Here is a 25,959-nt window from a genome sequence, read left to right on the forward strand (position 1 = left end):
CCTTCACAAAACCCATAATGTTATGGGTAATCTCCTTGGAAAAATAAAACATAGCACGTATATTTGTACAAAACACACGTGTTATGACAACCAAGCTCACGTTAACAGTTGAAAAGGAGGTGATTGAAAGGGCTAAATTGTATGCTAAAAATACCGGCCGCAGTCTTTCGGAGCTTATTGAGCAGTACCTGGACAAAATTACCCAGGAACAGGCAGCGCAAAAGGTTTCCCCTAAATTACAAAAGCTGATTGGTGCAGTCAAACTGCCTAAAGACTTCGACGAGAAAAAAGAACTTCGATCTTATTACGAGAAAAAGCATTTATGAGAAAGGTCTTTCTGGACACAAATATACTGGTAGACCTTATCGCCGATCGTAAGCCTTTTAGTAAGTACGCGGTCGACATTTTTGAGGCTGCTGAACGTAAAAAGATTAAACTATTTACCTCTTCCCATTCAATAGCAACTACCTATTACCTGTTGAAGAAGTATCATGATGATAAAACCCTCCGAGGAATCGTATTGGGTTTATTTGACTACCTATCGGTTGTGCCTGTGGATGCGTCGATATTAACTCAAGGGCTTAGATCGAAACATAAAGACTTTGAAGATTCAATTCAGATTCATTGTGCGATGGCGGTTGATAATATTAACTGCATTGTGACGAGAAACATAAAAGACTTCAGAGGGAGTGAGGTGACCGTTCTCGCACCAGATGAGTTTTGCGCGACAATCTGATAGCCTGCCTGTAACCTTGTAGTTTTGGGAAGCTGCAAGAGTTTGCAGCAGCCGTGGCCGCAGGCAGCGGCTTATATCGATGTTATAAATTTACCGTAAGATGTTGGGTGGACAGGCTCCTTATAGTTGGCGGAACTGCTTATAACTACAGGAAGCTTATTTTCCTGTTAGCTCTTTAACCAAAGCCTCAATATCTCTGCTGTATATACCAATGCTGTCCCTGTAGATGTCCGTGTCTTCATTTACCGCTTTGTAAATAAGGAAATAGCTTTTAAGCCTTAAATCACAATATTGTAGAAGTTTTTGATTTCTCTTGTGAATCAAATCAGGCAGGTTTAGTTTGTCGATATCATTTAGAAGTTTAATATTCTCATTCCAGTAATAAATCCCGTTTTCTTTTATTGCATAGAGTAATGAGTCTTTCGGGGAAGACTGGGGCATCTGGTAGATTTTTAATGCTTTTGCTTCCATTTCAACAAATGCTTGTATTTTTTTATCGTATTGGCCTATATCATTGGGCGTCTTAAAATAAACATAAAATGATGCGGCAAGGTTTATTGATATAAGGACAGCAGGAATGATATAAGGATATTGTTGCGTGTTGTTTTTTTTCAGCCCTGGAATAAGAGCAAAACCAATCACTAAACCACTTATTAAACCGCCAATATGGGCTGCATTGTCCACGCCACTATTGGGTTTAAACCCATTCATGATATTATAAGCCACAAAAATGCCAATGCTGGTAAGCAATGCTTTACGGGCCGATTTTTCGATCAGGTTGGTACTTAATAAAGCAAGGAATACACCATACATGCCAAAGATTGCTCCTGAAGCACCTGCACTGATGGTTAGTTCATGCCATGAGAGGCTAACAGTGTTTGCTGAGATACCGGTTAGTAAATAGGCGATCAGGAAGTTTGCCTTTCCTAAATATGGCTCCAATAACAATCCAATGTATAGTAATGCGTACATATTAAGCAGTAGATGTAAAATGCCAATATGTAAAAAGCAACTGGTTAATAATCGCCACCATTCACCATCTAATGTGGAAGGACGGAAATTAGCTCCCCATTTCAAAAGCGTTTCACTGCCTGGAAGAAAAATATTTGCACCTGAAGCTACCATTAATATAAAAACAGCAATATTCAGGTTGATGATTATTGGCGTTATATAATAGCCTTTCGTTGGAATAAATAAGGTAAAAAAATGGGAGATTTTTTCTTTCGTTGAAAGAGGAGATTGGTCAGAAAGTTCGATTTGATTTTCTGTATTAAAATCCTGTCTTTGGTTTTCATATAATATTGAAAGCTGTTCCGCAGAATAACTGTTCTTTAAATCGATAAATGTGTCAATGAATTTTTCAGTGTTTTTTCTGTTCTTTCCCCAATCCATCATTTGATTGCCGGTACAGGTGCTTTCTATGGTGCCAGATGATTCACCTATTTTAATTTTTATTTCTTCGCTGTAAGAGCTCATCGATAGGGGGGTATACGCAATAATACCTGTAGCAGTTACAATACTTATATCCCAGTTTAGAAACTTGGCAACTTCAATTGATATTGCGAGTGATTGCTCGATCGTTAGATCCTCTAACGAAAATTCCTGCTTAAATTTTGGGGAAAGTCCGAATGCCATAGATACTCTTTATAGTTAGAATAGTTGCTATCTTTTTTAAATAAGAAGATTGTATTTAAAAATACAGGTTTGTTTTAATTTTTATTCGTATGGGCATAAAAAAAGGACTGGCAGAACCAGTCCTTTCTCTATCATATAAATCAAGTAATTACTGCGCTTTCATTTTCTTGATTTCTTCGGTCAGCTTAGGCACAACTTCAAAAGCATCACCCACAATACCATAATCTGCTGCCTTAAAGAATGGCGCTTCGGGATCTTTATTGATTACCACAATTACCTTACTGCGGTTCACACCAGCCAGGTGCTGGATAGCACCTGAAATACCAATAGCGATATAAAGATTAGGCGCAATTTGAACACCTGTTTGTCCTACGTGCTCATGGTGTGGTCTCCAATGTGCGTCGCCTACGGGACGGCTACATGCAGTAGCAGCTCCCAGTTCTTTAGCAAGATCTAAGAGAATACCCCAGTTTTCTGGTCCTTTTAAACCTCGGCCACCACTCACTACTATTTCAGCTTCTGTTAAAGGTATTTCTCCGCTTACCTTATTCACTGCAGTTACTTTTACTTTAGGGCTATCAACTGTTACGGCTAACTGCTCAACTGTTGCACTACCTTCTCCTGCGATAGTTGTATAACTGTTCGGATTCAGTGAAATTACTTTTACCGGTGAGTTGATGCTAACATTGGCAAATGCTTTTCCTGAGAAAACGGTTTTCTTTACAACAAAACCATTCGAAGTATCAGGCAGGGCACAGGCACCAGCAACGAGTCCGGCTTTTAAACGCACTGCTACACGTCCGGCAATAGCTTTACCTGTTTGATTGTGTGAAATAACCACCACATTAGCGCCTGTAGCATTGGCCGCTTCGGCAATTAGTTTTGCGTATACCTGCGCATCGAGGTGATTAAGCGTTTCATTGTTCACCTGGTGAACTTTACTAACACCATATTTTCCCAAAGCAGCCAGGTCGTCGCTAACTGTACCTAAAACGAGCGCTTCCGCAGTTGTTCCTAATTGACCAGCTAATTTGGCGCCATAAGTCAATACTTCAAAAGAAGCTTTCTTGATATGGCCTTCTGATTGATCTACAAATATTAAAACAGACATTGATTTCTTTTTTTAGTTTAGAATCGGCAATCCTATCAGATCGCTTTTGCTTCTTCATGTAATAATCTAACCAGTTCGCCTACGTTATCAGGACTAACCAGTTTAACACCTGCTTTCGCTGGTGGCAATTCAAAACTGGCTACACTGGTGAGTGCATCAACCGCAACGGGCTCAACCACTTTAAGGGGTTTGGTACGGGCAGCCATAATACCTCTCATGTTGGGTATACGCTGCTCGGCTACACCTTTCTGGCAACTTACAACCGCAGGTAATGTCATTTCAGCAACCTCTTCACCACCTTCAATCTCGCGGGTAACAGTGGCTGTATTTCCATTTAATTCAAATTTGGTAGCGAGAGAAATATAGGGAGCATCCAGTAATTCAGCTACCATTGCACCTATGGAAGAGCCGTTGTAATCGATGGTTTCTTTTCCGGTGAAAACCAGGTCATAACCATCTTTTGCAATGGCTGCAATTTGTGAAGCGATATAATAGCTGTCGCTACCATCTGCATTAATACGAATGGCTTCATCTCCACCCAAAGCCAATGCTTTGCGGATAATCGGTTCTGCATCTGAACCACCCACCGTTACGAGGTGAACGATAGTAGAAGGATCTTTTTCTTTCAATTCAATCGCCCTCACCAGCGAATACCATTCGTCGTAAGGATTAATGATCCACTGAACACCATTCTCATCAAATTTGCTGTTACCGTCGGTAAAGGCAATTTTAGAAGTGGTGTCGGGTGTCTTGCTTACACAAACCAGGATTTTCATACTTCTCTATTAGGTTTTGATATAATAATTAGTTGTTTATGCAACTATTAAACAAATATAAGGAGCTTTTGTTTCCGGCAAAGGTTCGGATATTTTTTTTAACAGGGGAAATTTTTACGAATAGGTGAATTGTGAATGGTGAATGGTCAATATCGGATAGTCGTATTGACCATTCACCATTCACAATTCACGGACCACTATCTTTACATTATGGATAAAATACCCAGGATACTTGCATTTTTGGAGCAACAGCCTAAAGACAATTTTCTGAGACATGCTTTGGCATTAGAATATGTGAAAATTGGTAAACTGGTGGAGGCGAGGGAGTTATTCGAAGCAATACTCACCGACTCACCTGATTATGTAGGATCATACTATCACCTGGCGAAATTATTGGAACAGCTACAGCAAACTGATCTAGCCATTCAGTGGTACGAAAAAGGCATGGAAGCCGCAAAAGCAGCAGGAGATAACCACTCACTTAATGAATTGAGAGCAGCGTATGAGGATCTGGTGTATTAATGGCTGATGTCGGATGGCTGATTTATTATGTCAAATCCGACATCAGCCATCCGACATCAGCCATCTTCCCCTAGCTTCCTCTTGATCCGCCGGTTTTAATCGGTTTTTTTGCTACACCTACGGCTTTTGTGCCTGGTTTGGAGATGAATTTGGAGGCTTGACCACCGGTCTTTTGTCCAGCGGCTCCTGCCTTGCCTGCTTTTTTGTTATTTACTGGTAATCCCATATACTGCTTTTTCTCAAATATACAGGATGACAAATAATTTCTAAGGCCTTTATTTTTGACCCGCTTTTATCGGTTGACCCGCTATTTTGTTATAAGCAGCATCATGCACAATGATTCCCATAGGAACTGTGTTACTAAAAGAAATCTGTATCCATCCCAAATACGAAGCCCCATCTTTTACCAGTTTTACAGGCAGATATTTATTGGAATGGTTCAACCATGTTCCCTGCCAGTAACTATTGGCTATATCTGTAGGAATAACCCGCGTTACAATTGCAGCAGATAACTGGGTATTCCATTGATAGGGTAACTCATCCGTAATGTAAATAGGCACATTTTCTTCTTTCCTTGCAGGTGTTCTGTCATCTTTCATCAATATCTGGTTCTGGGCAAGACTGGTTACCCTGAATTCAAGTAAATCGCTTCCGGAACTAATATCCTGACTTAACTCTGTAGTTACACGGAAATCAACAGTGCCATCATTATTCAGATCGATTGTTAAGGGGGTAGTGGCAGTTACAACTGTATTATTAAGGTTTAGGTATGCCATAGATACCTGTGGGCTAGTGTTATCATTTTTACTACAACTGGCGAAAAGCAGGCCGATTCCTGCTGCTGTTAAAATTTGCTTGTACATGGTTGAATTTTTTTTCTATGACCAAAACAAATTATTCTGCGTTGCAGCGAAAATGTAAACTGTGAAAATTGGTGAATTGTGAACCCTGAATGGTGAATGCGCATGATTTTATGAAATGCTTTGCTGTAAAGGGTTTCAGGAGAATCACATCTTTATGCGATTGCCTTGTATTGGATTCTTTTGCACTGCCTGTTAGATGGGCTATATTGAAATCTGTTTAAAATACAGTCGTGTAATTTAACGACTGTTCAGGCAAAGTGGAGAAAACTACATTGCTTTTTAAATCACCGGCGGGATAGCGATCGTTCAGGATAAAATTGTACTTTGATGCCCTCAAAAACGAATTGCTATGTCTGTTACTACAGCCTATGATTTTGCAAAATACAAGACACCTACCGGAACAACATTAAACTGTAAAGGATGGGTGCAGGAAGCTGCCTTAAGGATGTTATTGAATAATCTGGATCCTGCAGTGGCAGAAAGACCAGAAGAATTAATTGTCTACGGAGGAAGGGGTAAAGCAGCACGAAATATTGAAAGCCTGGACCTGATTATACAATCCCTGAAAAAACTGGAAAACGACGAAACCCTGTTGATTCAAAGTGGTAAGCCTGTTGCAATTATGAAAACCCATGCGGATGCACCAAGGGTTTTACTTTCCAACTCACAATTGGTGCCTAATTGGGCCAACTGGAAACATTTTACGGAATTGGAGCAAAAGGGATTGATGATGTACGGGCAAATGACCGCCGGTTCCTGGATTTATATAGGCTCACAAGGTATTGTACAGGGAACTTATGAAACTTTTGCAGCGGTTGCAGATAAACACTTTAATGGATCACTGAAAGGAACACTTAGCGTAACAGCAGGATTAGGCGGTATGGGTGGTGCACAACCACTTGCTATTACTATGTGTGATGGGGTAGCACTTTGCGCCGAAGTGGAAGAATGGCGCATTGATAAGCGAATTGAAACAAAATACCTTGACCTGAAATTTGTTGATATAGATGAAGCGATCGACAGAGCAATCATTGCCAAAGAAAAAGGCGAACGTTTGAGTATTGGTGTTCTGTGCAATGCAGTTCAATTGCTGCAAAAGTTAATTGAAAGAAAAGTCAGGGTAGATGTACTTACTGATCAAACTTCGGCACATGATCCACTCATTGGTTATGTACCGCATACTTTAGATAATAATGCAGCAAATACACTAAGAGAAAAAGATCCCGAAGCATACATTGCACTTGCTTATGATAGTATGAAATTGCATGTTGAACTGATGCTTGAATTACAAGCTTCAGGCACAGTAACATTTGATTACGGTAATAATCTTAGAGCCCGAGCCCAGGAGCATGGGTTAACTAATGCCTTTGATTTTCCAGGATTTGTACCTGCCTATATTCGTCCTTTGTTCTGTGAAGGAAAGGGTCCTTTCCGCTGGGCAGCACTTAGTGGAGATCCGGCAGATATTGCTGTTACGGATGAATTGATTATTAATCTATTCCCTGAAAATAAATCGATGCAACGATGGATGAAGATGGCTAAGGAAAGGATTGCCTTTCAGGGACTACCAGCCAGAATTTGCTGGCTCGGACAAGGAGAGCGTGAAAAAGCGGGTCTGGCGTTTAATGAATTGGTGAAGACAGGAAAAGTAAAAGCACCAATTGTTATTGGGCGTGATCATCTTGATACAGGATCTGTTGCATCACCTAACCGCGAAACAGAAGCAATGCTCGATGGGAGCGATGCTGTGGCTGATTGGCCAATATTAAATGCTTTGGTAAATACTGCCGGAGGAGCAAGCTGGGTAAGTTTGCACCATGGCGGTGGAGTAGGTATGGGGTACAGTATACATGCCGGAATGGTAATTGTGGCAGATGGTACCGATGCCGCCGCACAACGTTTATCACGCGTACTTAGGAACGATCCTGGAATGGGTGTAATCAGACATGCAGATGCAGGATATGAATTAGCACAACAAACTTTAGTTAAGCATAACCTGGGCTTGTAACTTATGAGGGAGGGATTAGGTGTTAGGTGTTAGGTCTTTTATATAGTATGACCATACCTGCAACCCAGTACCTAGTGCCTAATACCTAATACCTAACCCCTAACCCCCATATCGCTGTAATCAATCAAGTCTTTTCATCAGGAGATCATCAATCTTTTTGAAAAGATGGTAGGGCTTATAGGTACGCCATTCCGGAAGATCCATTAATTCGATGTAGTAGTTTAATTTTTTCTTTTTGAAATCATATTGAGCGGCTTCGCTCATATTTAAAGCCACAGCCCATCCGTTTTCTTCGGTGAGTTCATCGAACCATTCCTGGTAATATTCTTTGTCGCTGCTGTGAAAGTTCATTACATTTTCTGCAATGAGAATGTATTTGGTGATGCCCTGTTTGTAAAACATATCCATCACTTCACGTTTCAGTTCCATGATATCGTTTTCAATGGCATCGTTCCACTCCCCAAGCAATTCGATTACAGCGAAATTCAGTTCATAATCAACATAGATTACTTTCAGGTATAAGGTTCTGCTGCCAAAATCATCCCATTGCGGATGGATGTAATAATTGTAAACTGTCTGAGAAAATTCAAACTCACTGTATGTACGTCCAAAAAAAGGGGAACGTTGATCCTCCTCAGAAACGTAAATATGCCGCCAGTTATAAAAAGGCTCAATGTCGTGCATAGAAAATAAGAAATAAGAAATAAGAAATAAGGAATAAGGACCGAAAAATGAATGTGAAATGTTCAATAGACGCCTAAATCAAACTTTCATATTTCTTATTTCATATTTCTTATTCCTCTGTTTTCTCACCCTGCTGCCTCCACAGCTTTCTTTACGCTGCCATGTTTGAGTAACAGGTCTTTAGCAACTTCGTATTCAGTTATTTTGAGGTTTTCCATCACCATTTTCACTCCTCTGTCAACCAGTTTTACGTTGCTCAGTTGCATGTTTACCATTTTGTTGTCTTCCACACGGCCAAGCTGAATCATTACGGCAGTTGAAACCATATTCAATACAAGTTTCTGCGCCGTACCACTTTTCATGCGGGTACTTCCTGTAACGAATTCTGGTCCAACCACTACTTCCACCGGAAAATCTGCTTCTCTTGACACTGGGCTATTTGGGTTACAACTGATACTTCCTGTAATAATTCCTTGTTTGCGACACTCTTTTAATGCGCTGATTACATAAGGTGTTGTACCACTCGCTGCAAGTCCAACCACCACATCTTTATCACTAACAAAATGTCTTTGTAAATCTGCCCAACCTTGTTCGGTGCTGTCTTCTGCAAATTCAACTGCCTGTGTAATCGCTTTATCTCCACCTGCGATGATGCCTATAACAAGTCCGTAAGGAACCCCAAAGCTTGGTGGACATTCACTTGCATCAACAATCCCAAGTCTGCCACTGGTGCCTGCGCCGATATAAAACAGTCTGCCACCTGCAAGCATTTTGTCAGCGATTGCTGCTACCAGTTTTTCGATCTGGGGAATGGCTTTCTCCACTGCGTTGGGAACCATTTTATCCTCGTTGTTGATATTGGTCAGCAATTCCTGGATCGACATTTTTTCCAGATGCCTGTACGTTGAAGTCTGTTCTGTTACTTTAATAAACTCAGCCATAATGCTTTTTTAGCGGTGATATTCAATTAGTCCTTGCATGGGTGCTTTCAATACCCTGCCCAATTCCAGTTCGTATGTGTTACAAAGGTCTTTTAATACATCTTTGAAACCAAATGCAATACTGCCAACAAAATGAATAGGGTGGGTCCAGCTTTCCCTGTACTTGTATAAATGGGTGAAAAAGAAGTCGTTTAATCCGTCTTCAATAATGTTTTCAATCATATAGTGTCCTCTGTTCTCGGCCAGAAATATGGCAAAAGAAGCGAGGTATCGGTTGGCGAGCGGTTTCTTGTAAACATTTTCCAGTATTTCCATTGGGGTAGTCTGGAAACGTTTTTCAAACCTTGCTTTAAGTTCTTCGTCGTAGGTATTATACAGGTAATACTGTATTACTTTTTTGCCCAGATAGGCACCGCTTCCTTCATCGCCAAGCACATAACCGAGTCCTGGACTGTTTTTTACCATTTTCTTACCGTTAAAAAAACAGGAATTGGCGCCGGTTCCGAGAATGCAGGCAATACCTTTCTGTTTTCCGCAAAGAGCCCTTGCTGCAGCGAGTAAGTCGTTCTGTACCTCAGCTTTTGATGCTGGGAACAATTTTTTCAATACAGATTTGAGTACGGTAACATTTTTAGGGTTAGCGAGTCCGGTTCCGTAAAAAAAGACCTGTTTTACGGTGAATTTCTTCAGCTTAGGGAGTAATTCTTTCTCAAGTAATACAATAATTTCTGGTCCTGATAAGAAATAAGGGCTGATTCCTTGGGTAATGATAGATTTGATTTTTTTACCATTTTCTAGTACACACCATTCACATTTGGTGGCACCACTATCAGCAATTAAACTTACAGGCATAGAATCATTTTGAAACCGGATAATAGAAGAAGCCACGAAGTACGAAAATTTTAATGAGAAATCAACTCATTTTATTGATTGATTAACTATACTAATGCCTGTTAGCCATTCATCCCAAGAGACAAAGAACTTAAACGATGAATTACGATATTTGCAGTATGGGAAATAATAAGTTGAAGGTTTGGTTGCCGATTTTGTTTGCCTTGGTAATGGTATTCGGTATGATGATTGGTTACCAGTTAAGAGATAAAACACAGGGTAACCGTTTTTTAAGCTTAAAAAAGAGCAGTGCCTTACAGGAATTGGTCGAGTTGGTTAGAAGTAAATATGTAGATCCTGTAAAAATCGATAGTATTAGTCAGGTTGCGGCAGATGAGTTATTATCACGTCTCGACCCGCATTCTGTTTATATTCCGGCTAAGGACCTCATGGAAGTGAATGAAGAACTGATGGGTAATTTTCAGGGTATAGGGGTAGAGTTTCAATTGTTTAGTGATACGGTACATGTGGTTACGGTAATAAAGGGAGGTCCTTCTGAGAAAGCTGGAATGATGGTTGGTGACAGACTGATTAAAGTAAATGACACTATTTCTCTGGCAGGAGTTAAAATTAAATCAGAACAGGTAAGGGCTACCTTAAGGGGGTCTGCTGATTCTAAAGTGCAGGTGACTGTATTAAGAAATGGCGTTGAGAAGAAAATTACCATACAGCGTGGAACCATCCCTGTTCCTACTGTAGACGTTTCTTACATGATATCACCGGGTGTTGGTTTTATCAGGATCAATCGTTTTGGAGAGCCAACCTATGAAGAGTTTATGCAACAACTCGAGCGATTACAGGCATTGGGTATGAAAGAACTAATCCTTGACCTGCGTGGAAATGGAGGTGGATTATTAAAAGAAGCAACTGATATAGCGGATGAGTTTTTGGATGAAGACAAACTGATTGTTTACACGGAGGGGGAACATGTGCCTAAAATGGAATACCGTTGTAAGCGTGACGGACTATTTGAAAAAGGAAAGCTTGTGGTGCTGGTAGATGAGACATCAGCCTCAGCCAGTGAGGTGTTAAGTGGGGCATTACAGGATTGGGATAGGGCCACTATTATTGGACGACGTTCTTTTGGTAAAGGGTTGGTACAACAGCAGTTTCAGTTATCGGATGGCAGTGCTGTAAGATTAACGATTGCCCGTTATTTTACTCCATTGGGTAGAAATATTCAGAAGCCATATGATAAAGGGAAGGCAAAATATGAGGAAGACCTGGTGTCCCGCTGGCACAACGGAGAATTGGTAAAAGCGGATACCGTGAAACCAATCGGCACATCTTATAAAACACCAGGAGGTAGAATGGTTTATGGCGGTGGTGGCATAACCCCTGATATATTTGTAGCCTACGATACTACCAGGCTCGACACCGCTTTAATGGCCATGTACTATAAGAATACGATGAATAATTTTGTTTATCGTTTATACCTTAGCCAGAGCGAAAAATTTAATAGCTATAAAACCCCAGATGACCTTTATGGGCAATATTTACCGGGTGAATCTGAGTGGCAGCAATTGGTGGCATTTGCAGCAAAAGACAGTATAAAACTGGCAGGAGCTTCAGCAAAGGATAAAAAATTCCTATTGCATAATGTACAACTTATGATGGCCAGACAGATTTGGAGAACAGAAGGTTATTATGAACTGCAGAATAAAACAGATCAGACTGTTATAAAAGCGTTGGAATCCCTGAAATAACCGGGATTAAAGTTATTTACCCTGAGCAGCAAGATTAATTGAATTAAATGCCGGTTCATGAAAATGAAGCTATCTATTATTGTCGCTATTTTAGTTGTTTGTGTTTCCGATGTAAAAGCCCAACCTAAAACAACATCACATGCTTCCCAGGTTTGGCTTGCTTACTTTAATCAAACAAGGCTTTCAAATAAATGGGGTTTATGGGGCGATTTTCAGATCAGAACCAGGGAAGATTTAGTGAGTCATTTTTCAACAGGTATTGCCAGGGTTGGGTTAACTTATTTTGTGGATGATAACGTGCGGTTAACATTGGGCTACGGTTATATCAATAATTATCCTGCGAACGATAATATTAAACTCTCGCAGCCTGAACACCGTCCATGGCAGCAGGTACAATGGTTTACAAAAAATAAGCGGACCAGACTTATTCAGTACATACGTTTGGAAGAAAGGTATCGGAAACGTTACCTGAGTAATACAGAACTAGATAATAGCTGGGCATTTAATTTCAGGATGAGGTATAATATACTCTATCAGATACCTTTAGCGGCGGATGGGTTGATACCTAAAAAATTGTCGGCGATTATAAATGATGAATTACACATCAATTTCGGCAAAGAGATAGTGAATAATTATTTTGACCAAAATCGCTTTTTCCTGGGCTTGAACTACCAGTTAGATGCAAATCAAAACCTTCAATTTGGATACCTGAATACGTTTATTCAAACAGCCGGCGGAAACCAGTACCGGAATATTAATGCCCTGAGAGTGGCATTTTTGCAAAATTTAGACTTACGCAAGTAATAATCAGTGCTTTAGGGGAGTGTGTAAACAACCAATCAGCCTGATTTTTCGTATTTTTATTGTTGAGTTTGTTGACATCCAATACCCATATAAAATTAGGCTTATATGTGAGGGCCCATAATCCGGAAGGCTTTTTAAATAAGTCTTTCTGCCTTTTTATTGTTTTATCTCTATTGTTTTTTTCGACCGACATTTTTGCCCAATGCGGTACTGGTACTTCACCTATTTATGATATCAATTTTTCTGCTGCAAAAGATACCTCATGGACACTCAATGCAGCAAGAAACGGCACTGCCTGTGTTGGAACGTCTGGTGAAGACGATCGTTGTATCAGGTTTAATGTAATGCTTAATCCTGGTTCGGATCTTTTGAATTTTACTGCGGATCAGTTAACTGGCGCAAGTTTTTATTCTATAAACTGTGGGGCATTAATACCTATTGGTACTCCGGCGTGTATTACTGGTTTGACCAGTGTATGTATTTCTTTTTGTAAACCAGGAGGCAACAAAGTAAATTATACCATTACTGCTTCCAGTATAATCAAAGGTTCGGCAGATTTAGTATTAAGGCAGAATTGCTCAGGTACAATGAGCGTAACTGGTGTATCTGCCGCTACTGTGGGTTGGCGATCAATATTTCCAGGTGCCGCAAATGCATATGATAGTTATTTAAGTGCTACATCTGGTGTAACAAGTGTAACGGTAACTCCGACTACAGGTGCACCTGCTTATATTGATTATGAAGTTAGTGGTACTGGTGCTTGTACTGGTCTGCGTAGAGATACCATTCGTGTTTACACGGTATCTCCAATGACGGTAAGCATCAATCCAACAAATCCGGCATTGTGTAATGGGGCGTCTGTTTCACTAAATGCAACAGTTAGTGGTGGTAATCCTCCCTATACTTATGCCTGGAGTACTGGATCAACAGCCGCAGGAATTACAGCATCAGTGGTAGGAAATTATTCAGTAAGTGTGGCGGATAATACTGTGGGCTGTCCGAATGAAGTTGGTAATGTAACGGTTGTTGCCGCTGCTACACCATCTGCACCAACGGTTGCACCAGTGAGTATCTGTGCAGGTAATACGGCAACATTAACGGTAACATCGCCCGTAGGAACACAGGAATGGTTTACTGTAGCCTCAGGAGGTACTGCAATTGCAACCGGAAATAGTTTTACAACACCTGTTTTGTTTGCCAATACAACTTATTACGTACAGGCAAATAATGGATGTACAGGTAGCCGAACAGCAGTAACGGTAACAGTAAATGCCATACCTGCAGCACCTACAGCTACTGGTGCCACCATATGCGCTGGTCAGACAGCCTCACTGAATGCAAGCGGCGGAGCTGGTGATGGTTTTAAATGGTTCGATGCTGCATCTGGAGGTAACCTACTTGTCTCTACTGCAGGGTATACAACTTCTGCGCTTAACACTGCAACTACTTTTTATGTGCAGGCTGAAAACAATGGATGTGTTGGTCCTCGAACAGCCGTTACGGTTAGCGTAAATAGTATTCCTGCTAATCCAACAATAGCAGGTACATCAATTTGTAGTGGTAATACGAGTACATTAACTGCTACCGCTCCTGGAGGTACCTATGAATGGTGGGATGCGGCCGTATTGGGAAATAGTATTGGAACAGGTATTGCCTTTACTACTCCGGTTTTAAATAGCACAACTACTTATTATGTACAAACCACGGTTAATGGATGTGCCAGTGCGGGTCGAACTGCAGTAACGGTAACGGTTAACCCAACCCCAGCTGCACCAACGGTAAACAATGCAAGTATATGTGGTGGTAATACCGCAACTGTTTCAGTTAGTTCATCAGGGGATACATATAGGTGGTATAATGCAGCAATTGGTGGAGATTTATTAGTTATTAATTCTTCATACACTTCACCAGTTTTAAATGCATCAGTAAATTATTATGTATCGGCAACTTCTGCAGCAGGTTGTGTGAGTAGTAGAGCTACAGCAACAGTAAGTGTTACGGCGATACAGAATCCTGTATTCACATACCCTTCGAGTACATTCTGTAAATCAGATCCGACACCGCCTGTGCCAAATTATATAGCACCTGGGGTAAGTGGAACTTTCTCTGGAACAGGATCATTAGTCATAAATGCTACAACTGGAGAGATTGATTTGACTGCAACACCAGTTGGCTCTTACACAGTTACTTTGAGTGTTGTAAGCGGATCATGTAGTTATTCTAGAAGCGTTACAGTTAATATTATTAATAATAGCCCAGACCCCAATTTCAATTATATAAGCGGACAGTTTTGTGTTAATCAATCGAATGCTACACCTGTATTTTCCGGAAGCGCAACACCAGGTGTGTTTACGAGTACGCCTGCGGGATTAACATTTCAGAATAACTCAACTGGTGAAATTGATTTTTCAAATACCAGTGCAAATACTTATTTCATAACAAATACAATAACAGGAGCAGGAGGTTGTGTAACAGTTTCGGCAACGATTCAAATCACTGTTTCTCCTCCACCTACAGTTGATGCAGGCTCTAACAAAATTGGATGTGAAGGTCAGCCAATTGCTTTAAATGGAATTATAGGTGGTACAGCTTCTTCAGGGGCATGGTCAATAGTAGGGGGAGGGCAAGGAAATTTTTCTAACTCAGGGGCACTTTCTAGTTCATTTACTCCTGCTGTTGGACAAACATTTATAACGATCCGACTTACAACGGATGATCCAGTTGGGGCATGTGCTGCAGTTAGTGATGATTTAACAATCGAAGTTAAGCCAACCCCAGCGCTTCCGTCTGTGACAATACCTTCAGTATGTTCTGGGAATACAGCGACTCTTATTGCAACTGCCCCGGGTGGAACTTACAAGTGGTTTGCAAATGCCAATGATATAACTGAATTGCAATCCGGAACTAATTTTACAACAGGAATACTTACTAGTAATTCGACCTTTTATATTTCAGCAACGTCATCAGATGGGTGTACAAGTAATAAGCAATCTATAGTAGTTCCAGTTAAACCTTTACCATCAATCAATACATCGTCAACAGGAAATGTATGTTCTGGCATTGCTCAAAATTATTCAATTGGAGCAGATATCCCTTCAAGCAGTTTTACGTGGAGTAGGGCAGCGGTCGTAAACATAAATAATCCGGTTATTTCTGGGCAAACGACAAATACAATTACCGAATCACTCAATAATATTACTACTAATGCTATCAATGTTGTATACCAGATTGTGCCCACAGCAAATGGTTGTACGGGCGCACCATTCAATTATACGGTAACGGTAAAACCAATACCCGCCACACCTACGGCTACAAATACTGGACCTGTTTGTGCGGGTGGAACCATACAGCTTTCGACACCTAATGTTTCGGGAGCAACTTTTTTATGGACAGGGCCATCAGCTTTTAACTCTTCCAATCGTGAGCCCCAAATCCTGAATGCATCAGGTGTAAATGGAGGTAACTATACCGTAAGCATTATTGTGGATGGATGTACAAGCCTGACTGGATCTGTAAACCAAATTATTAAAGCTATCCCTGCCGCTCCAACTGTTTCAAATTCATCACCAGTTTGTGTGGGTCAGGATGTTTCGTTAAGCACGCCGATTATATTGGGTGCGAGTTATCAATGGACAGGCCCAAATAGTTTTTCAAGTACGTTGAGAGAACCTGTCATCAGTGCAGCAGGTTTTGCTAATGCAGGAAATTATTCGCTTGCAATTACCGTAGACGGTTGTACCGGACCTTCGGCTAGTATGGCAGTAGTAGTTAATCCATTGCCTTCCGCAGTACCCATTTCCAGTACCGGACCAGTGTGTAATGCCGAACAACTTCGAATTGCCGCTGATGCATTACCGGCAGCTAATTATTATTGGACAGGCCCCAATGGTTTTGTATCTACGGATCGTGAGTTTGTTATTCCATCTATGAGTAGTAGTACTGTGGGCAATTATCAAGTTGTTGTATCTGTTGCAGGTTGTCCGAGTTTAGCCAATACTTTTGATGCAACATTAAAACCTACACCATCTGCTCCTGCGATAGACCCTGTTTCGCCTGTTTGTGAAAACGGTACACTTGTACTCAATGCTGCTTTGGTTTCAGGAGCAACGTATAGCTGGACAGGCCCCGCTGGATTTATAAGCAATACACAAAGTCCGGCAATTACCGCTATTACAACTGCAATGGCAGGTAATTATGCAGTGAATATAGTTGTGAATGGTTGCAGAAGTGCGAATAATTCCGTGAATGTTGTGGTGAATACTTTACCAGCCGCACCTGGTTTAAGTACCGGTGGACCAGCATGTGTTGGAAATACATTACAGCTCAATGCTGGGAATATATCAGGGGCAACATATAATTGGTCTGGACCCGCAGGGTTTACAGCCAGTACACAAAATCCAATAGTCACAAACGTATCATTGGCTAATGCCGGAACATATACTGCATCTGTAACAGTGAATGGATGTGCTGGGCCATCCGCTACGGTTAATGCAGTAGTTAATCCATTGCCAGGCCCTGTAAATATTAGTAGTACTGGTCCAACCTGTATTGCGGATCCGCTTACAATTACGGCAGATGCTGTACCCTCAGCATCTTATCAATGGTCGGGCCCGAATGGTTTTTCTTCTACGGATCGAACATTTGTAATTCCGTCTATGAGTACATCAACAGCAGGTACTTATCAACTGGTTATTGCTGTTGCCGGATGTACAGGTTCTCCGAATTTAATTGATGCAACGCTAAAACCTACACCAAATCCACCAACCATTGATCCGGTATCACCTGTATGTGAAAATGGAACATTGGTGTTGAGTGCAGGATCGATCTCAGGTGCTATATATAGTTGGTCGGGACCAGCAGGTTTTGTCAGTAATGCACAGAGTCCGGCAATCTCGTCTATTACTGCCGCTATGGCTGGTAATTATGCGGTGAATATCTTAGTGAATGGGTGCAGAAGTGCAAACAATATCGTGAATGTGGTAGTGAACCCACTTCCTACCGCCCCTGTATTAAGTACAGGTGGGGCAGTTTGTGTTGGAAATACTTTGCAATTAAATGCGGCAAATATTTCGGGCGCCAGCTATAGCTGGACAGGCCCAGCAGGGTTTGTATCAAATTTACAGAACCCTCTTGTTACAAATGCAGGGTTAAACAATGCAGGAGTTTATACAGCTTCAGTTACTGTTAATGGATGTGCAGGTCCGTCGAATACGATTACAGCGATCGTTAATCCTTTACCTGGAGCAGTAAATATCAACAGTAGTGGCCCTGCATGTCAGGGAAGACCTTTGCAACTTACGGCAGATAGTGTTGTTGCTGGTGTGTATACCTGGTCGGGACCAAATGGATTTACAGCCAATACACGCAATATTTCTTTTGCATCTATGAGCGCGTTACTTGCGGGAAATTATCAGGTAGCAGTTGCAGTAGCTGGATGTCCGGGTGCAAGTAATAGTATAACAACTGTGCTGAAACCAACACCCGCAGCACCTGTAATAAATACGGTTGCGCCGATATGTGAAAATGGACCTTTATTACTCAGGCTAAATACAGTTACTGGCGCTATTTATAACTGGTCTGGCCCAAATGGATTTACCAGTAATGCACAAAACCCATATTTTGATTCTGTAAAATTAAATCGCTCAGGTATTTATACAGCATCCGTCACAGTAGATGGTTGCATCAGCAATAACAGTTCTGTAAATATTAATGTAATACCCGAACCAACTGCCCCAACGATAAGCAGTAATAGTCCTGTATGTATCAACACACAATTGCAATTCAATGCTGGTGCTGTTGCTGGTGCAACTTATAAATGGATTGGAGAGAATGGTTATACTTCTTCTCTGCAAAACCCATTGATCAATACAGCGGCACTGAGAGATACAGGAAAATATGGGTTGGCTGTAACAGTTAATGGATGTGTAAGTGATACTTCTTATCTACAAGTTGCAGTTGATAAACTTGCGGTAGTAGATGCGGGAAGCGATCAGGTAGTTTGTGCCAATAATGCTTTGGTTAATCTTTCCGGAACGGTTAGTGGCGGAACCACCAGTGGTATATGGTCTACAAGTGGTACTGGTCGTTTCGGTACAAGAGCAGGTAGTTTGAATAATACTTATTTGCCGAGTAGCACTGATACAGCGAATGGTTTTGTTCAGTTAACGCTTACTTCAACCAATAATGGTTCCTGTGGTGCTATCAATGCGTCAATTGTTGTACAAATTACCGATGCTCCATTTGTAGATGTAGGAGCAAATAAAGTGGTGTGTGCAAATGATTCAATGCTGACGGTGAGTGCATTGTTTCGCAATGCAACTGGCGTTAGGTGGTCAACCAACGGTACAGGTTCGTTTGATGCATCTAATAACTCTAATGCAAACTATATTTTTTCAGATCGCGATCGTACTTTAAATAGTATTCGGCTTATCGCTACATCTACAGGCAATGGAAACTGTCTTGCGGCGACTGATGAACTGGTTGTAAATCTGGCTCCTATACCAGAAGTTGATGCGGGAAAAGATGTATTGGTTTTCGAGAATACGCCATATACTTTAAATCCGTTGATTAATGGTGCGATACAATCTTTTCAATGGTCGCCAGCTAATTTTCTGAATAATCCTAATTTACGTACGCCGGTTTTCAGGGGCAATGCTGACCAAACCCTTCGATTAACTGTAGTAAGTACCAATGGATGTGTCGCTACGGATGAAATTGCTATCACCGTTTTAAAACCTTTCCCCATCCCGAATGTATTTACACCTAATGGTGATGGTATTCATGATACCTGGGTAATTCCAGAGCTCAATAAATACCCCGATGCAGAAGTAAGTGTGTTCGATAGGACAGGGAAGCGGGTATTCTACACCAATGGATACAAGACACCTTGGGATGGAAGGTATGAAGGACAGCCACTTCCATTTGCCACATATTATTACATTATCATTCCAAAAATAATTCAGGGGGTATTCTCCGGATCAGTTACAATACTCAAATAGTTGGGTTATCTGATTAATACTAAAGTGCCTGATTGCTGTTGGTCTTTACCTAAAGGCGTTTTATAATTTATCTTATAAACATAAGTGCCTGATGGTTGTGGTTGTCCGCTTACATTACCATCCCATCCCTTATTTGTATCAATTGTGTCAAATACCAATACACCCCATCTATTGAAGATTTGCATCCTGTATCCGGGTAATGGTACTGGTATCAGTGGCTTGAATGCTTCATTTTTACCATCACCATTTGGAGTGAAGGCATTAGGTATCATGATGTCAACACAGTATGTAGTGCCAATGATTATTTGGTCGGTTCCATAACATCCGTTTTTGTCGCGAACCTGTAACTCGTAATTGCCTGCCTGTGTAATAGCCCTTGGATTTTGCGTGTTTCCATCGCTCCAGTTGTAGTTGGTATAGTTTGGTAAATCAATAGTGTATGTTGCCGTACTACAGATGATAGTGTCTCTGGGTAAGAATTGTGCGGGTGTATCTACCAGGTAAAGATTGGTAACCACTATAGAGTCGCAACCCAGGTAGGTCTTTAAAGAATCGGTGTAAACCCCTCTGCTGTTTCTCCATGTTCCTCCGAGTACCACAGAATCGCCCCGGCAGATTATCAGATTACGGTTGGTGAATTTCAATGGGTTTACGGTCAGGTTTAAAAGACGTACACTGTCGCAGCTATTAGCCCCTGTAAATACATCTGTATAAGTTCCGGTAGTTGAGTAACCCATATATTGTTCATTCCCGCAAATGGTAATATTTACAATTGTTACGGGTGGTTGATATAGAAAAGTGTCTATATTATTTGTACTATCCTTTTCAGAGAAAGACCTGCTTTGCGGAAGTATTTTAATGTTATTTCCATTGTCGTTAATGGAGGCATATATAATACCTGTGCCGATATGCTTAATAGATCGGGTGAATGATTGCGATAAAGCGAAAATGGTATCCGTAAGTTTAAATACAGGGCCTAATAAGATTGCAGTATCAGTAGTTGGGTCCCCCTTATAAAAGCTAAGTTCAAGGTTTTTGGGAAGTACCCCTTTTTTATAACTATTTTGTATGGTGAAGCTTATTGCTAGACTGTCTTTGGATAAACAATAAGCCTGTTGAATTAATACGGTATAATCATTTACGGGAGGCACTTTTATGGTAACGTAACTAGTGTCGAGGCATTGATATTGACTTCTTACTACCAATCGTTTTATTCTGCTTGAATCTGCCAGAAAAATGGGTGAGGGGCAGGAGGTACAACTTAATTGTTTTGCATCTGTCCAGGTATAAGTTGAGGTAAAACTTGGGTCCGGAAAAGTTCCTCCATTGATTAACAGGGTGTCATTTGGTTCAAGGGTTGTATCAAGAGGAGATACTACGGCACGGAACCTGATATTATTTACCCGAAGAGCATTATTGGCATAATTCAATTCTTTTAAAATCGTGTTAGGTAAGCTTATAGGTATTGAATTGCCTGAATCGCCCACAACTGCATATAAGCTATCTATGTGGCGATATCCAATATCAATAATATGTGTATAATAATATCCGCAACACCGGCCTTTTATTTCATCCGGAACAATTAATGTGGTATCTATTTTTTTGGCATTTGGTAGCGATGGGTTTCTGTCGTAAAAGCTAATGGGAGTTTTGGCAGGAATAGGTTTATAACCACTGTTGCATACAATTAATTCCAATCTGACTTTTGTTTCCTGGAAACAATTCGCTCTCGCTACATACAATGATGCATCTGATGTTGGGTCAAAAACAGTGATATTTAAGATATTGGTACTGTCAGTGCAGGTTCCGTTACTGGCAATCAAGCGGATAAAATGTTGACCTGGATCCTGAAATGTATAATTGAGGTTTGTAGCATTAGATATTTCCTGTTCCGTTAAAGAACTGTCGTTGCGCATCAACCATCTATAACTGGTAGCGTTTAGTGATTGATTGGTAAATAGAATGCTATCCAACAAAATATTGGCTTTAGAGGCGATGGTCTTTTTATTATTGTAGAACCTGGCTATAACACCACAACCAATAATTACTTCATCACGGTATGAAGCAAAACAAGACACCCCATTGAAAGCTCGCAGGGTAACGATAAATTTCCCTTCTGTAATAAATGTATAATTGAGGTTAGTACTTATTCCTACTAGAGAGTCGTTTACATACCATTGGAAACTGCTGGCTCCGGTTGATGTATTGGTAAAACTAATTAGATCACCTGTTTTGGTATAGCATTATTTCTGGTAAATGATGCAAGGATATTATCGTTACAAGGTTTGTTGCATTTGTTTTCAAGCAATCCCTTTCTCTGGGTATTAATAGCAGTTCGCATTCTAATTGCTTGTCCAAAAGTAAATTGGTTCGCACAACTTCCATTCCCATAGTCCATAAAGTTCAGCGAGAAATCGGCGGTATCTCTCGGAAAGTACCCATTTGAATAGTTAGATAAAGTATCTGTAGAACAGGAGTTCATACCTGTAGGATTACTACAGGCAAGTGTGTAGTTAGGAAATCCGTCTGGTGGAGTGTCGCAAACCCTGTCGCCATCAGTTTCACAATTATTGTTAGAACAAAACCCTTCAAATGTGTGGTATAAGCCCAGGTAGTGCCCCATTTCGTGGGCAAACAATGAACCGAAACCACTTATTACAATGCCATCAGAAGGGCCGCCACCCGGAGGCAGGGTTGCATAACCGCCTGCATTAAGTCTTGTCCACGTATCGCAGGAAAAGTCAGCACTTATTTCTCCGATAATATTATTTACCAACCAAACATTGATATAACGGGAGGGATCCCATTGAGCGAGTTTTTTTAATCGATCATCCTCCGTAAACATATTTAGATTGTCGCCGTATGTAGATACAACTCTATTAATCCCATCAGTGATTCCTCCGTCTGGTGCTACCTGGGCCAAGCAGAAGCGTATTTTGGTATCAACTCCGGTGCTACCATTATAGCTGCCAGATTTTCCAAAAGCATTGTTCAAATCATTGATGGCATTTATAATGGTGGTATTAGTTATGTTATATGGATTTTGATTGATAATGTGGAAAACCACCGGTAGAATGATGGTCGTATCAATGGTATTAGATTTCTTAACCAAAATATCATTATTCATCTTCATTTCCTGAACCCGAAATGTACTGGAGCTTCGTTTTATTGTCATTAACTGATCGAAACTGCAAAGAATGGGGGAAGGGGGAGTATTGGGGCTATAAGGACTATTTGGTTTAACGGGTATGGTTTGTTGGGCTATTGTTCTGCTAAGGCTACAGCAAATACAGCATGTAAGAATAAGGATTTGGATAGACTTAAATAGCTTCATCAAAAAAAGTTGGCTCAGATATGATTTAAATCTAAGATACGGGATGTAAGGAACATGCAGCCTGGATTTTAAAGAACCTTGTTTTAATTAGCATGAATACTGAGCTTATTCTCGTGGTAAGATTTTATAAAAATTGAATATGCGCAATAAAAAAAATATGTGCCTGATTTATTTCTGTTGGAGAGGTCAAATTAATTTGATGATATCATTTTTCGCGGCATACATAACCAATCCAGCCACATTTCTTGAACCTGTCTTTATCAGCAAATTATTTCTATGTCCGTTTACCGTTTTTACACTTAAAAATAGTTTCTCAGCTATTTCTTCAGCGGTATATTGTTGACAAATGAGCTGAAGTACTTCGAGTTCTCTGGAAGAAAGATTGACAATAAGTTTTTTCTGCTTGATTTTATTTGCCATACTGCTTTGTACGGCTTTTAATGTTTGGGTATTGAAATAAGATCCTTTATTATAAACAGCCATAATAGCGTCATGTACTTCCTGCGGATCGCTATCTTTAACCAGGTAACCATGTGCGCCGTTTTTAATCAGTTCCGCTATAAAATTTTCGTCATTATGAACTGATAAAATGAGTATTTTAATCGTAGGGAAATGTTCTGTTAAAGTCATGGTGACATGCAAGCCATTAAATTCTTTTTTTTCAAAAGGAGGCAAGGATAAATCAACTAATAGTACGTCCGGAAGCTCTTTCATATTTAATAATCTTTCAGAAAGAGAATAACCATCAGGACTTTCCATCACTACACTGAAATTGGGCCAGGAATGTAAAATAGCTTTAATGCCTTCTCGGAATAATACCTGGTCTTCAACTATGCCAATTTTAATTATCTTATCCATCATTTATTGTTTGAATGGTATGTCAAAAACTGCAACGAATCCGGTTTGGTACATAGGGGCTTCATATTTTACCGTGCCATCCAGAACGCCAATACGGGTTTCAATTGTCTGAAAACCCTTTCCAGACAAATATCCTCCCTTTTCCTGAGCTAAACCTATGCCATTGTCCTGGTATACAATATGCAATATAGTTGGATGAAAAGTAAAGTTGATATTTATGGATGTTGCATTGGCATGTTTAATTGTATTATTGATGAGTTCCATGATAACCCTGTATAAATGCAGGGCTATGGGTCTGGGTATTTCCGGGTATTCATCATTAGTGATAAGTATTTCGATTTTCAGATCCCCGGCTTTGTTGATCATATTTTGCACAGATTCAAGTGTTTTGATCAAGCCAAATGACTCCAGTTGAGGAGGCATTAGTTGATGTGAAATATTACGTACACTGGATATGGCATTTTCTGATAATGAAATCAGATTTTCAACTGATGCGGAATGATCAGCAACGGGGTTTGGCGCTGTTTTTAATTTTTGGTCAAGCAGGGCCAGGTTCATTTTAATGATTGAAATTGTTGCGCCAATTTCATCGTGGATGTCAGCGGCAATTCTCTTTCTTTCATCTTCCTGAGTAATTAAAATGGTTTTTAATAATTCTTCCTGTTGCGCAGATTTCAATATTATTTTCTCAAACTCCTTCTGGATAATATTTTTTTTGTATTGGAGATATAAAAGGATTACACCCACTGCAATAACAAATATTACAATGGAAAATGGGATGAGTAGTTCTGTTATAGATATTTCCTGCGTCTTTTCCATAGGCCAATGATAAAAAAGGTGTTCATTACAATCGAATAAAATGAATGAAATACCCAAGTGTATGAGCTGGCGGAAACACTTAATCTGTTCATAATATAATTCCCAAAATAAAATAAAAGTAAATCGGCTGTATAATATAAAAATATGCCCGAATTAATCCATGTTAGTCCGGTTATCTCCTGAGCGGAAAGCGAATCTTTTTTCTGATTTAGGAAAACTAGAAAAGTAAAAATGGATAATATAATCAGCAAGACAGATTCTATTGACAATGCGTAGGAGTTAAATGTGCTTACTTTCTGAATAAAAATTGAATTAATAATAGAATAAAGTACAAATACAATTGTAATGGTTGTTATTATTCTTGTATTAATCAGGTTTTTAAGAATCGTGGCATAAAAAAGGGATAGAAGAATAAAACCACCAGGCACATAAAAATGTAATAACGGCATGTTATTACGGTGCAGTAGCCAGAATATCAATGCCGTTATTTGAATGAGTGCAGAAAAAAGCAGGAATAAGGAAAAAATCCTCGTGCATTTATCTTTTGATCGGATGCTGATAAGTGCAATAACTGCCGCAACCAATACTGGCAGGTCACTTACTATCAAGATTATTTTTGTCCAGTGAATCACTAATTATTTGATTTAGATTAGTTGCCACAGGTGTTTGGGCAAGGTGTATTCAGATCAGCAACAAAGATATCATCATCCGTTGCTTTTGCTCCAAGGGTATTTTTTTTGCCTTTGCCAGAAATGATTTGTCCATTTTTGTTAAAAAACATTCCATCGCCTGCGTAATTGTTTGCTAAATCTACGTTTTCAACTGGCTGGATAAAGCATTTCATTTGATTGGATGTAGCATCATATCCTAAATTTACGCGAATGTATTGTTGCGATGTTACAGACTGCCAGGGTTTATTTATTCCCATCGCTAGTAATACATCCTGTGTTTTTACTGTGAAAAATCTAATGGGTAAACTATCCTTCGGTAATATTTTCTTCCAGGCCTGGTGATAATCCTCTTTCCATTTGTCGGCCATTGCTACAGTAACAAAACTGATTCTGTCTATTGAATCCGGTTTTGAAACAGTTGCTGTAGCCGTAGTGGTATCATCGGTCTTCGCTGAATTAGATTGGCATGATATGATCACGCAAAAGATAAACCCGCAAAAAAATAATGTAAATTCTTTTTTCATAAAATATAATTTAAGTGTGATTGAATGAATTACAATGATATATATGAATTCAATAGGTTTTAATTATCCATTCCAGGA

20 protein-coding genes are annotated in these 25,959 nt (G+C 40.0%); 7 read left to right on the plus strand and 13 right to left on the minus strand.

Going from position 1 to position 25,959, the window contains the following annotated elements; all coding sequences use genetic code 11:
- Window positions 1-83: 83 nt before the first annotated feature.
- A complete protein-coding gene (locus ACH30E_RS12550; protein WP_294992335.1) occupies window positions 84-326 on the plus strand; it encodes a DUF6364 family protein in 243 nt (80 codons plus the stop codon).
- Window positions 323-736: a type II toxin-antitoxin system VapC family toxin gene (locus ACH30E_RS12555; protein ID WP_490825089.1), complete on the plus strand. Its 414-nt coding sequence runs from the start codon at window positions 323-325 to the stop codon at window positions 734-736. The genes ACH30E_RS12550 and ACH30E_RS12555 overlap by 4 nt, the downstream gene beginning before the upstream one ends.
- A gap of 156 nt (window positions 737-892) precedes the next feature.
- Here ACH30E_RS12555 and ACH30E_RS12560 read toward each other — a convergent pair whose 3' ends face one another.
- From ACH30E_RS12560 to ACH30E_RS12570, 3 genes are all read right to left on the minus strand, one after another.
- The gene (locus tag ACH30E_RS12560; protein WP_490825090.1) at window positions 893-2,371 is read right to left on the minus strand and encodes a rhomboid family intramembrane serine protease; all 1,479 of its coding nucleotides are present in this window, start codon (window positions 2,369-2,371) and stop codon (window positions 893-895) included.
- Between the two features lie 148 nt (window positions 2,372-2,519).
- Entirely contained in the window at window positions 2,520-3,482 is a 963-nt protein-coding gene (locus tag ACH30E_RS12565; RefSeq protein WP_490825091.1) for an electron transfer flavoprotein subunit alpha/FixB family protein, read from the minus strand.
- 35 nt (window positions 3,483-3,517) lie between these two features.
- A complete protein-coding gene (locus ACH30E_RS12570; RefSeq protein WP_490825092.1) occupies window positions 3,518-4,258 on the minus strand; it encodes an electron transfer flavoprotein subunit beta/FixA family protein in 741 nt (246 codons plus the stop codon).
- Window positions 4,259-4,468: 210 nt separating this feature from the next.
- Here ACH30E_RS12570 and ACH30E_RS12575 point away from each other — a divergent pair, with 210 nt between their 5' ends.
- Window positions 4,469-4,780, plus strand: coding sequence for a tetratricopeptide repeat protein (locus ACH30E_RS12575; protein ID WP_294992318.1), 312 nt, complete (start codon window positions 4,469-4,471; stop codon window positions 4,778-4,780).
- Window positions 4,781-4,850: 70 nt separating this feature from the next.
- Here the strand turns inward: ACH30E_RS12575 and ACH30E_RS12580 are convergent, their stop codons facing one another.
- Together ACH30E_RS12580 and ACH30E_RS12585 are read right to left on the minus strand one after the other, a co-directional pair.
- The gene (locus ACH30E_RS12580; RefSeq protein ID WP_294992315.1) at window positions 4,851-5,006 is read right to left on the minus strand and encodes a hypothetical protein; all 156 of its coding nucleotides are present in this window, start codon (window positions 5,004-5,006) and stop codon (window positions 4,851-4,853) included.
- Between the two features lie 49 nt (window positions 5,007-5,055).
- Window positions 5,056-5,643, minus strand: a complete 588-nt coding sequence (locus ACH30E_RS12585) for a hypothetical protein (protein ID WP_490825093.1) — start codon at window positions 5,641-5,643, stop codon at window positions 5,056-5,058.
- A gap of 349 nt (window positions 5,644-5,992) precedes the next feature.
- Between ACH30E_RS12585 and hutU the strand changes: the two genes are divergently transcribed.
- The gene (gene hutU, locus ACH30E_RS12590; protein ID WP_490825094.1) at window positions 5,993-7,651 is read left to right on the plus strand and encodes a urocanate hydratase; all 1,659 of its coding nucleotides are present in this window, start codon (window positions 5,993-5,995) and stop codon (window positions 7,649-7,651) included.
- Between the two features lie 120 nt (window positions 7,652-7,771).
- Here the strand turns inward: hutU and ACH30E_RS12595 are convergent, their stop codons facing one another.
- The 3 genes from ACH30E_RS12595 to ACH30E_RS12605 all read right to left on the minus strand — a co-directional run bounded on the left by ACH30E_RS12595 (window position 7,772) and on the right by ACH30E_RS12605 (window position 10,128).
- Window positions 7,772-8,335, minus strand: a complete 564-nt coding sequence (locus ACH30E_RS12595) for a hypothetical protein (protein ID WP_294992307.1) — start codon at window positions 8,333-8,335, stop codon at window positions 7,772-7,774.
- A gap of 125 nt (window positions 8,336-8,460) precedes the next feature.
- Window positions 8,461-9,276 carry an N-acetylmuramic acid 6-phosphate etherase gene (murQ, locus tag ACH30E_RS12600; RefSeq protein WP_294992305.1) on the minus strand — a complete coding sequence of 272 codons (816 nt, stop codon included), beginning with the start codon at window positions 9,274-9,276 and terminating at the stop codon, window positions 8,461-8,463.
- 9 nt (window positions 9,277-9,285) lie between these two features.
- A complete protein-coding gene (locus ACH30E_RS12605) occupies window positions 9,286-10,128 on the minus strand; it encodes an N-acetylglucosamine kinase (RefSeq protein WP_490825095.1) in 843 nt (280 codons plus the stop codon).
- 137 nt (window positions 10,129-10,265) lie between these two features.
- Here ACH30E_RS12605 and ACH30E_RS12610 point away from each other — a divergent pair, with 137 nt between their 5' ends.
- From ACH30E_RS12610 to ACH30E_RS12620, 3 genes are all read left to right on the plus strand, one after another.
- Complete coding sequence (locus tag ACH30E_RS12610; RefSeq protein WP_490825096.1) at window positions 10,266-11,873, plus strand: S41 family peptidase; 1,608 nt, start codon at window positions 10,266-10,268, stop codon at window positions 11,871-11,873.
- A gap of 57 nt (window positions 11,874-11,930) precedes the next feature.
- Entirely contained in the window at window positions 11,931-12,677 is a 747-nt protein-coding gene (locus ACH30E_RS12615; RefSeq protein ID WP_490825097.1) for a DUF2490 domain-containing protein, read from the plus strand.
- Between the two features lie 68 nt (window positions 12,678-12,745).
- Window positions 12,746-19,675: an Ig-like domain-containing protein gene (locus ACH30E_RS12620; RefSeq protein ID WP_490825098.1), complete on the plus strand. Its 6,930-nt coding sequence runs from the start codon at window positions 12,746-12,748 to the stop codon at window positions 19,673-19,675.
- A 5-nt stretch (window positions 19,676-19,680) separates the two neighbouring features.
- Here ACH30E_RS12620 and ACH30E_RS12625 read toward each other — a convergent pair whose 3' ends face one another.
- The 5 genes from ACH30E_RS12625 to ACH30E_RS12645 form a co-directional block, all read right to left on the minus strand.
- Window positions 19,681-21,753 (minus strand): T9SS type B sorting domain-containing protein, encoded by a 2,073-nt coding sequence (locus ACH30E_RS12625; RefSeq protein ID WP_490825099.1) that lies wholly within the window; start codon window positions 21,751-21,753, stop codon window positions 19,681-19,683.
- Window positions 21,754-21,893: 140 nt separating this feature from the next.
- Window positions 21,894-22,787 carry a M43 family zinc metalloprotease gene (locus ACH30E_RS12630; protein ID WP_490825100.1) on the minus strand — a complete coding sequence of 298 codons (894 nt, stop codon included), beginning with the start codon at window positions 22,785-22,787 and terminating at the stop codon, window positions 21,894-21,896.
- Window positions 22,788-23,195: 408 nt separating this feature from the next.
- Window positions 23,196-23,867, minus strand: a complete 672-nt coding sequence (locus ACH30E_RS12635; protein ID WP_490825101.1) for a response regulator transcription factor — start codon at window positions 23,865-23,867, stop codon at window positions 23,196-23,198.
- A gap of 3 nt (window positions 23,868-23,870) precedes the next feature.
- Window positions 23,871-24,686: a sensor histidine kinase gene (locus ACH30E_RS12640; protein WP_490825102.1), complete on the minus strand. Its 816-nt coding sequence runs from the start codon at window positions 24,684-24,686 to the stop codon at window positions 23,871-23,873.
- Window positions 24,687-25,335: 649 nt separating this feature from the next.
- Window positions 25,336-25,881, minus strand: coding sequence for a hypothetical protein (locus ACH30E_RS12645; protein WP_490825103.1), 546 nt, complete (start codon window positions 25,879-25,881; stop codon window positions 25,336-25,338).
- Window positions 25,882-25,959 lie beyond the last annotated feature (78 nt).

This window comes from Sediminibacterium sp. FW305-C-61 (assembly GCF_058231065.1).

Coding starts and splice junctions, on each gene's coding strand:
- ACH30E_RS12560 (WP_490825090.1), bottom strand. CDS start 2,371: ATGGCATTCGGACTTTCCCCAAAATTTAAGCAGGAATTTTCGTTAGAG.
- ACH30E_RS12610 (WP_490825096.1), top strand. CDS start 10,266: ATGAATTACGATATTTGCAGTATGGGAAATAATAAGTTGAAGGTTTGG.
- ACH30E_RS12575 (WP_294992318.1), top strand. CDS start 4,469: ATGGATAAAATACCCAGGATACTTGCATTTTTGGAGCAACAGCCTAAA.
- ACH30E_RS12645 (WP_490825103.1), bottom strand. CDS start 25,881: ATGAAAAAAGAATTTACATTATTTTTTTGCGGGTTTATCTTTTGCGTG.
- ACH30E_RS12550 (WP_294992335.1), top strand. CDS start 84: ATGACAACCAAGCTCACGTTAACAGTTGAAAAGGAGGTGATTGAAAGG.
- ACH30E_RS12640 (WP_490825102.1), bottom strand. CDS start 24,686: ATGGAAAAGACGCAGGAAATATCTATAACAGAACTACTCATCCCATTT.
- ACH30E_RS12635 (WP_490825101.1), bottom strand. CDS start 23,867: ATGGATAAGATAATTAAAATTGGCATAGTTGAAGACCAGGTATTATTC.
- ACH30E_RS12580 (WP_294992315.1), bottom strand. CDS start 5,006: ATGGGATTACCAGTAAATAACAAAAAAGCAGGCAAGGCAGGAGCCGCT.
- ACH30E_RS12605 (WP_490825095.1), bottom strand. CDS start 10,128: ATGCCTGTAAGTTTAATTGCTGATAGTGGTGCCACCAAATGTGAATGG.
- ACH30E_RS12565 (WP_490825091.1), bottom strand. CDS start 3,482: ATGTCTGTTTTAATATTTGTAGATCAATCAGAAGGCCATATCAAGAAA.
- ACH30E_RS12585 (WP_490825093.1), bottom strand. CDS start 5,643: ATGTACAAGCAAATTTTAACAGCAGCAGGAATCGGCCTGCTTTTCGCC.
- ACH30E_RS12555 (WP_490825089.1), top strand. CDS start 323: ATGAGAAAGGTCTTTCTGGACACAAATATACTGGTAGACCTTATCGCC.
- ACH30E_RS12595 (WP_294992307.1), bottom strand. CDS start 8,335: ATGCACGACATTGAGCCTTTTTATAACTGGCGGCATATTTACGTTTCT.
- murQ (WP_294992305.1), bottom strand. CDS start 9,276: ATGGCTGAGTTTATTAAAGTAACAGAACAGACTTCAACGTACAGGCAT.
- hutU (WP_490825094.1), top strand. CDS start 5,993: ATGTCTGTTACTACAGCCTATGATTTTGCAAAATACAAGACACCTACC.
- ACH30E_RS12570 (WP_490825092.1), bottom strand. CDS start 4,258: ATGAAAATCCTGGTTTGTGTAAGCAAGACACCCGACACCACTTCTAAA.
- ACH30E_RS12615 (WP_490825097.1), top strand. CDS start 11,931: ATGAAAATGAAGCTATCTATTATTGTCGCTATTTTAGTTGTTTGTGTT.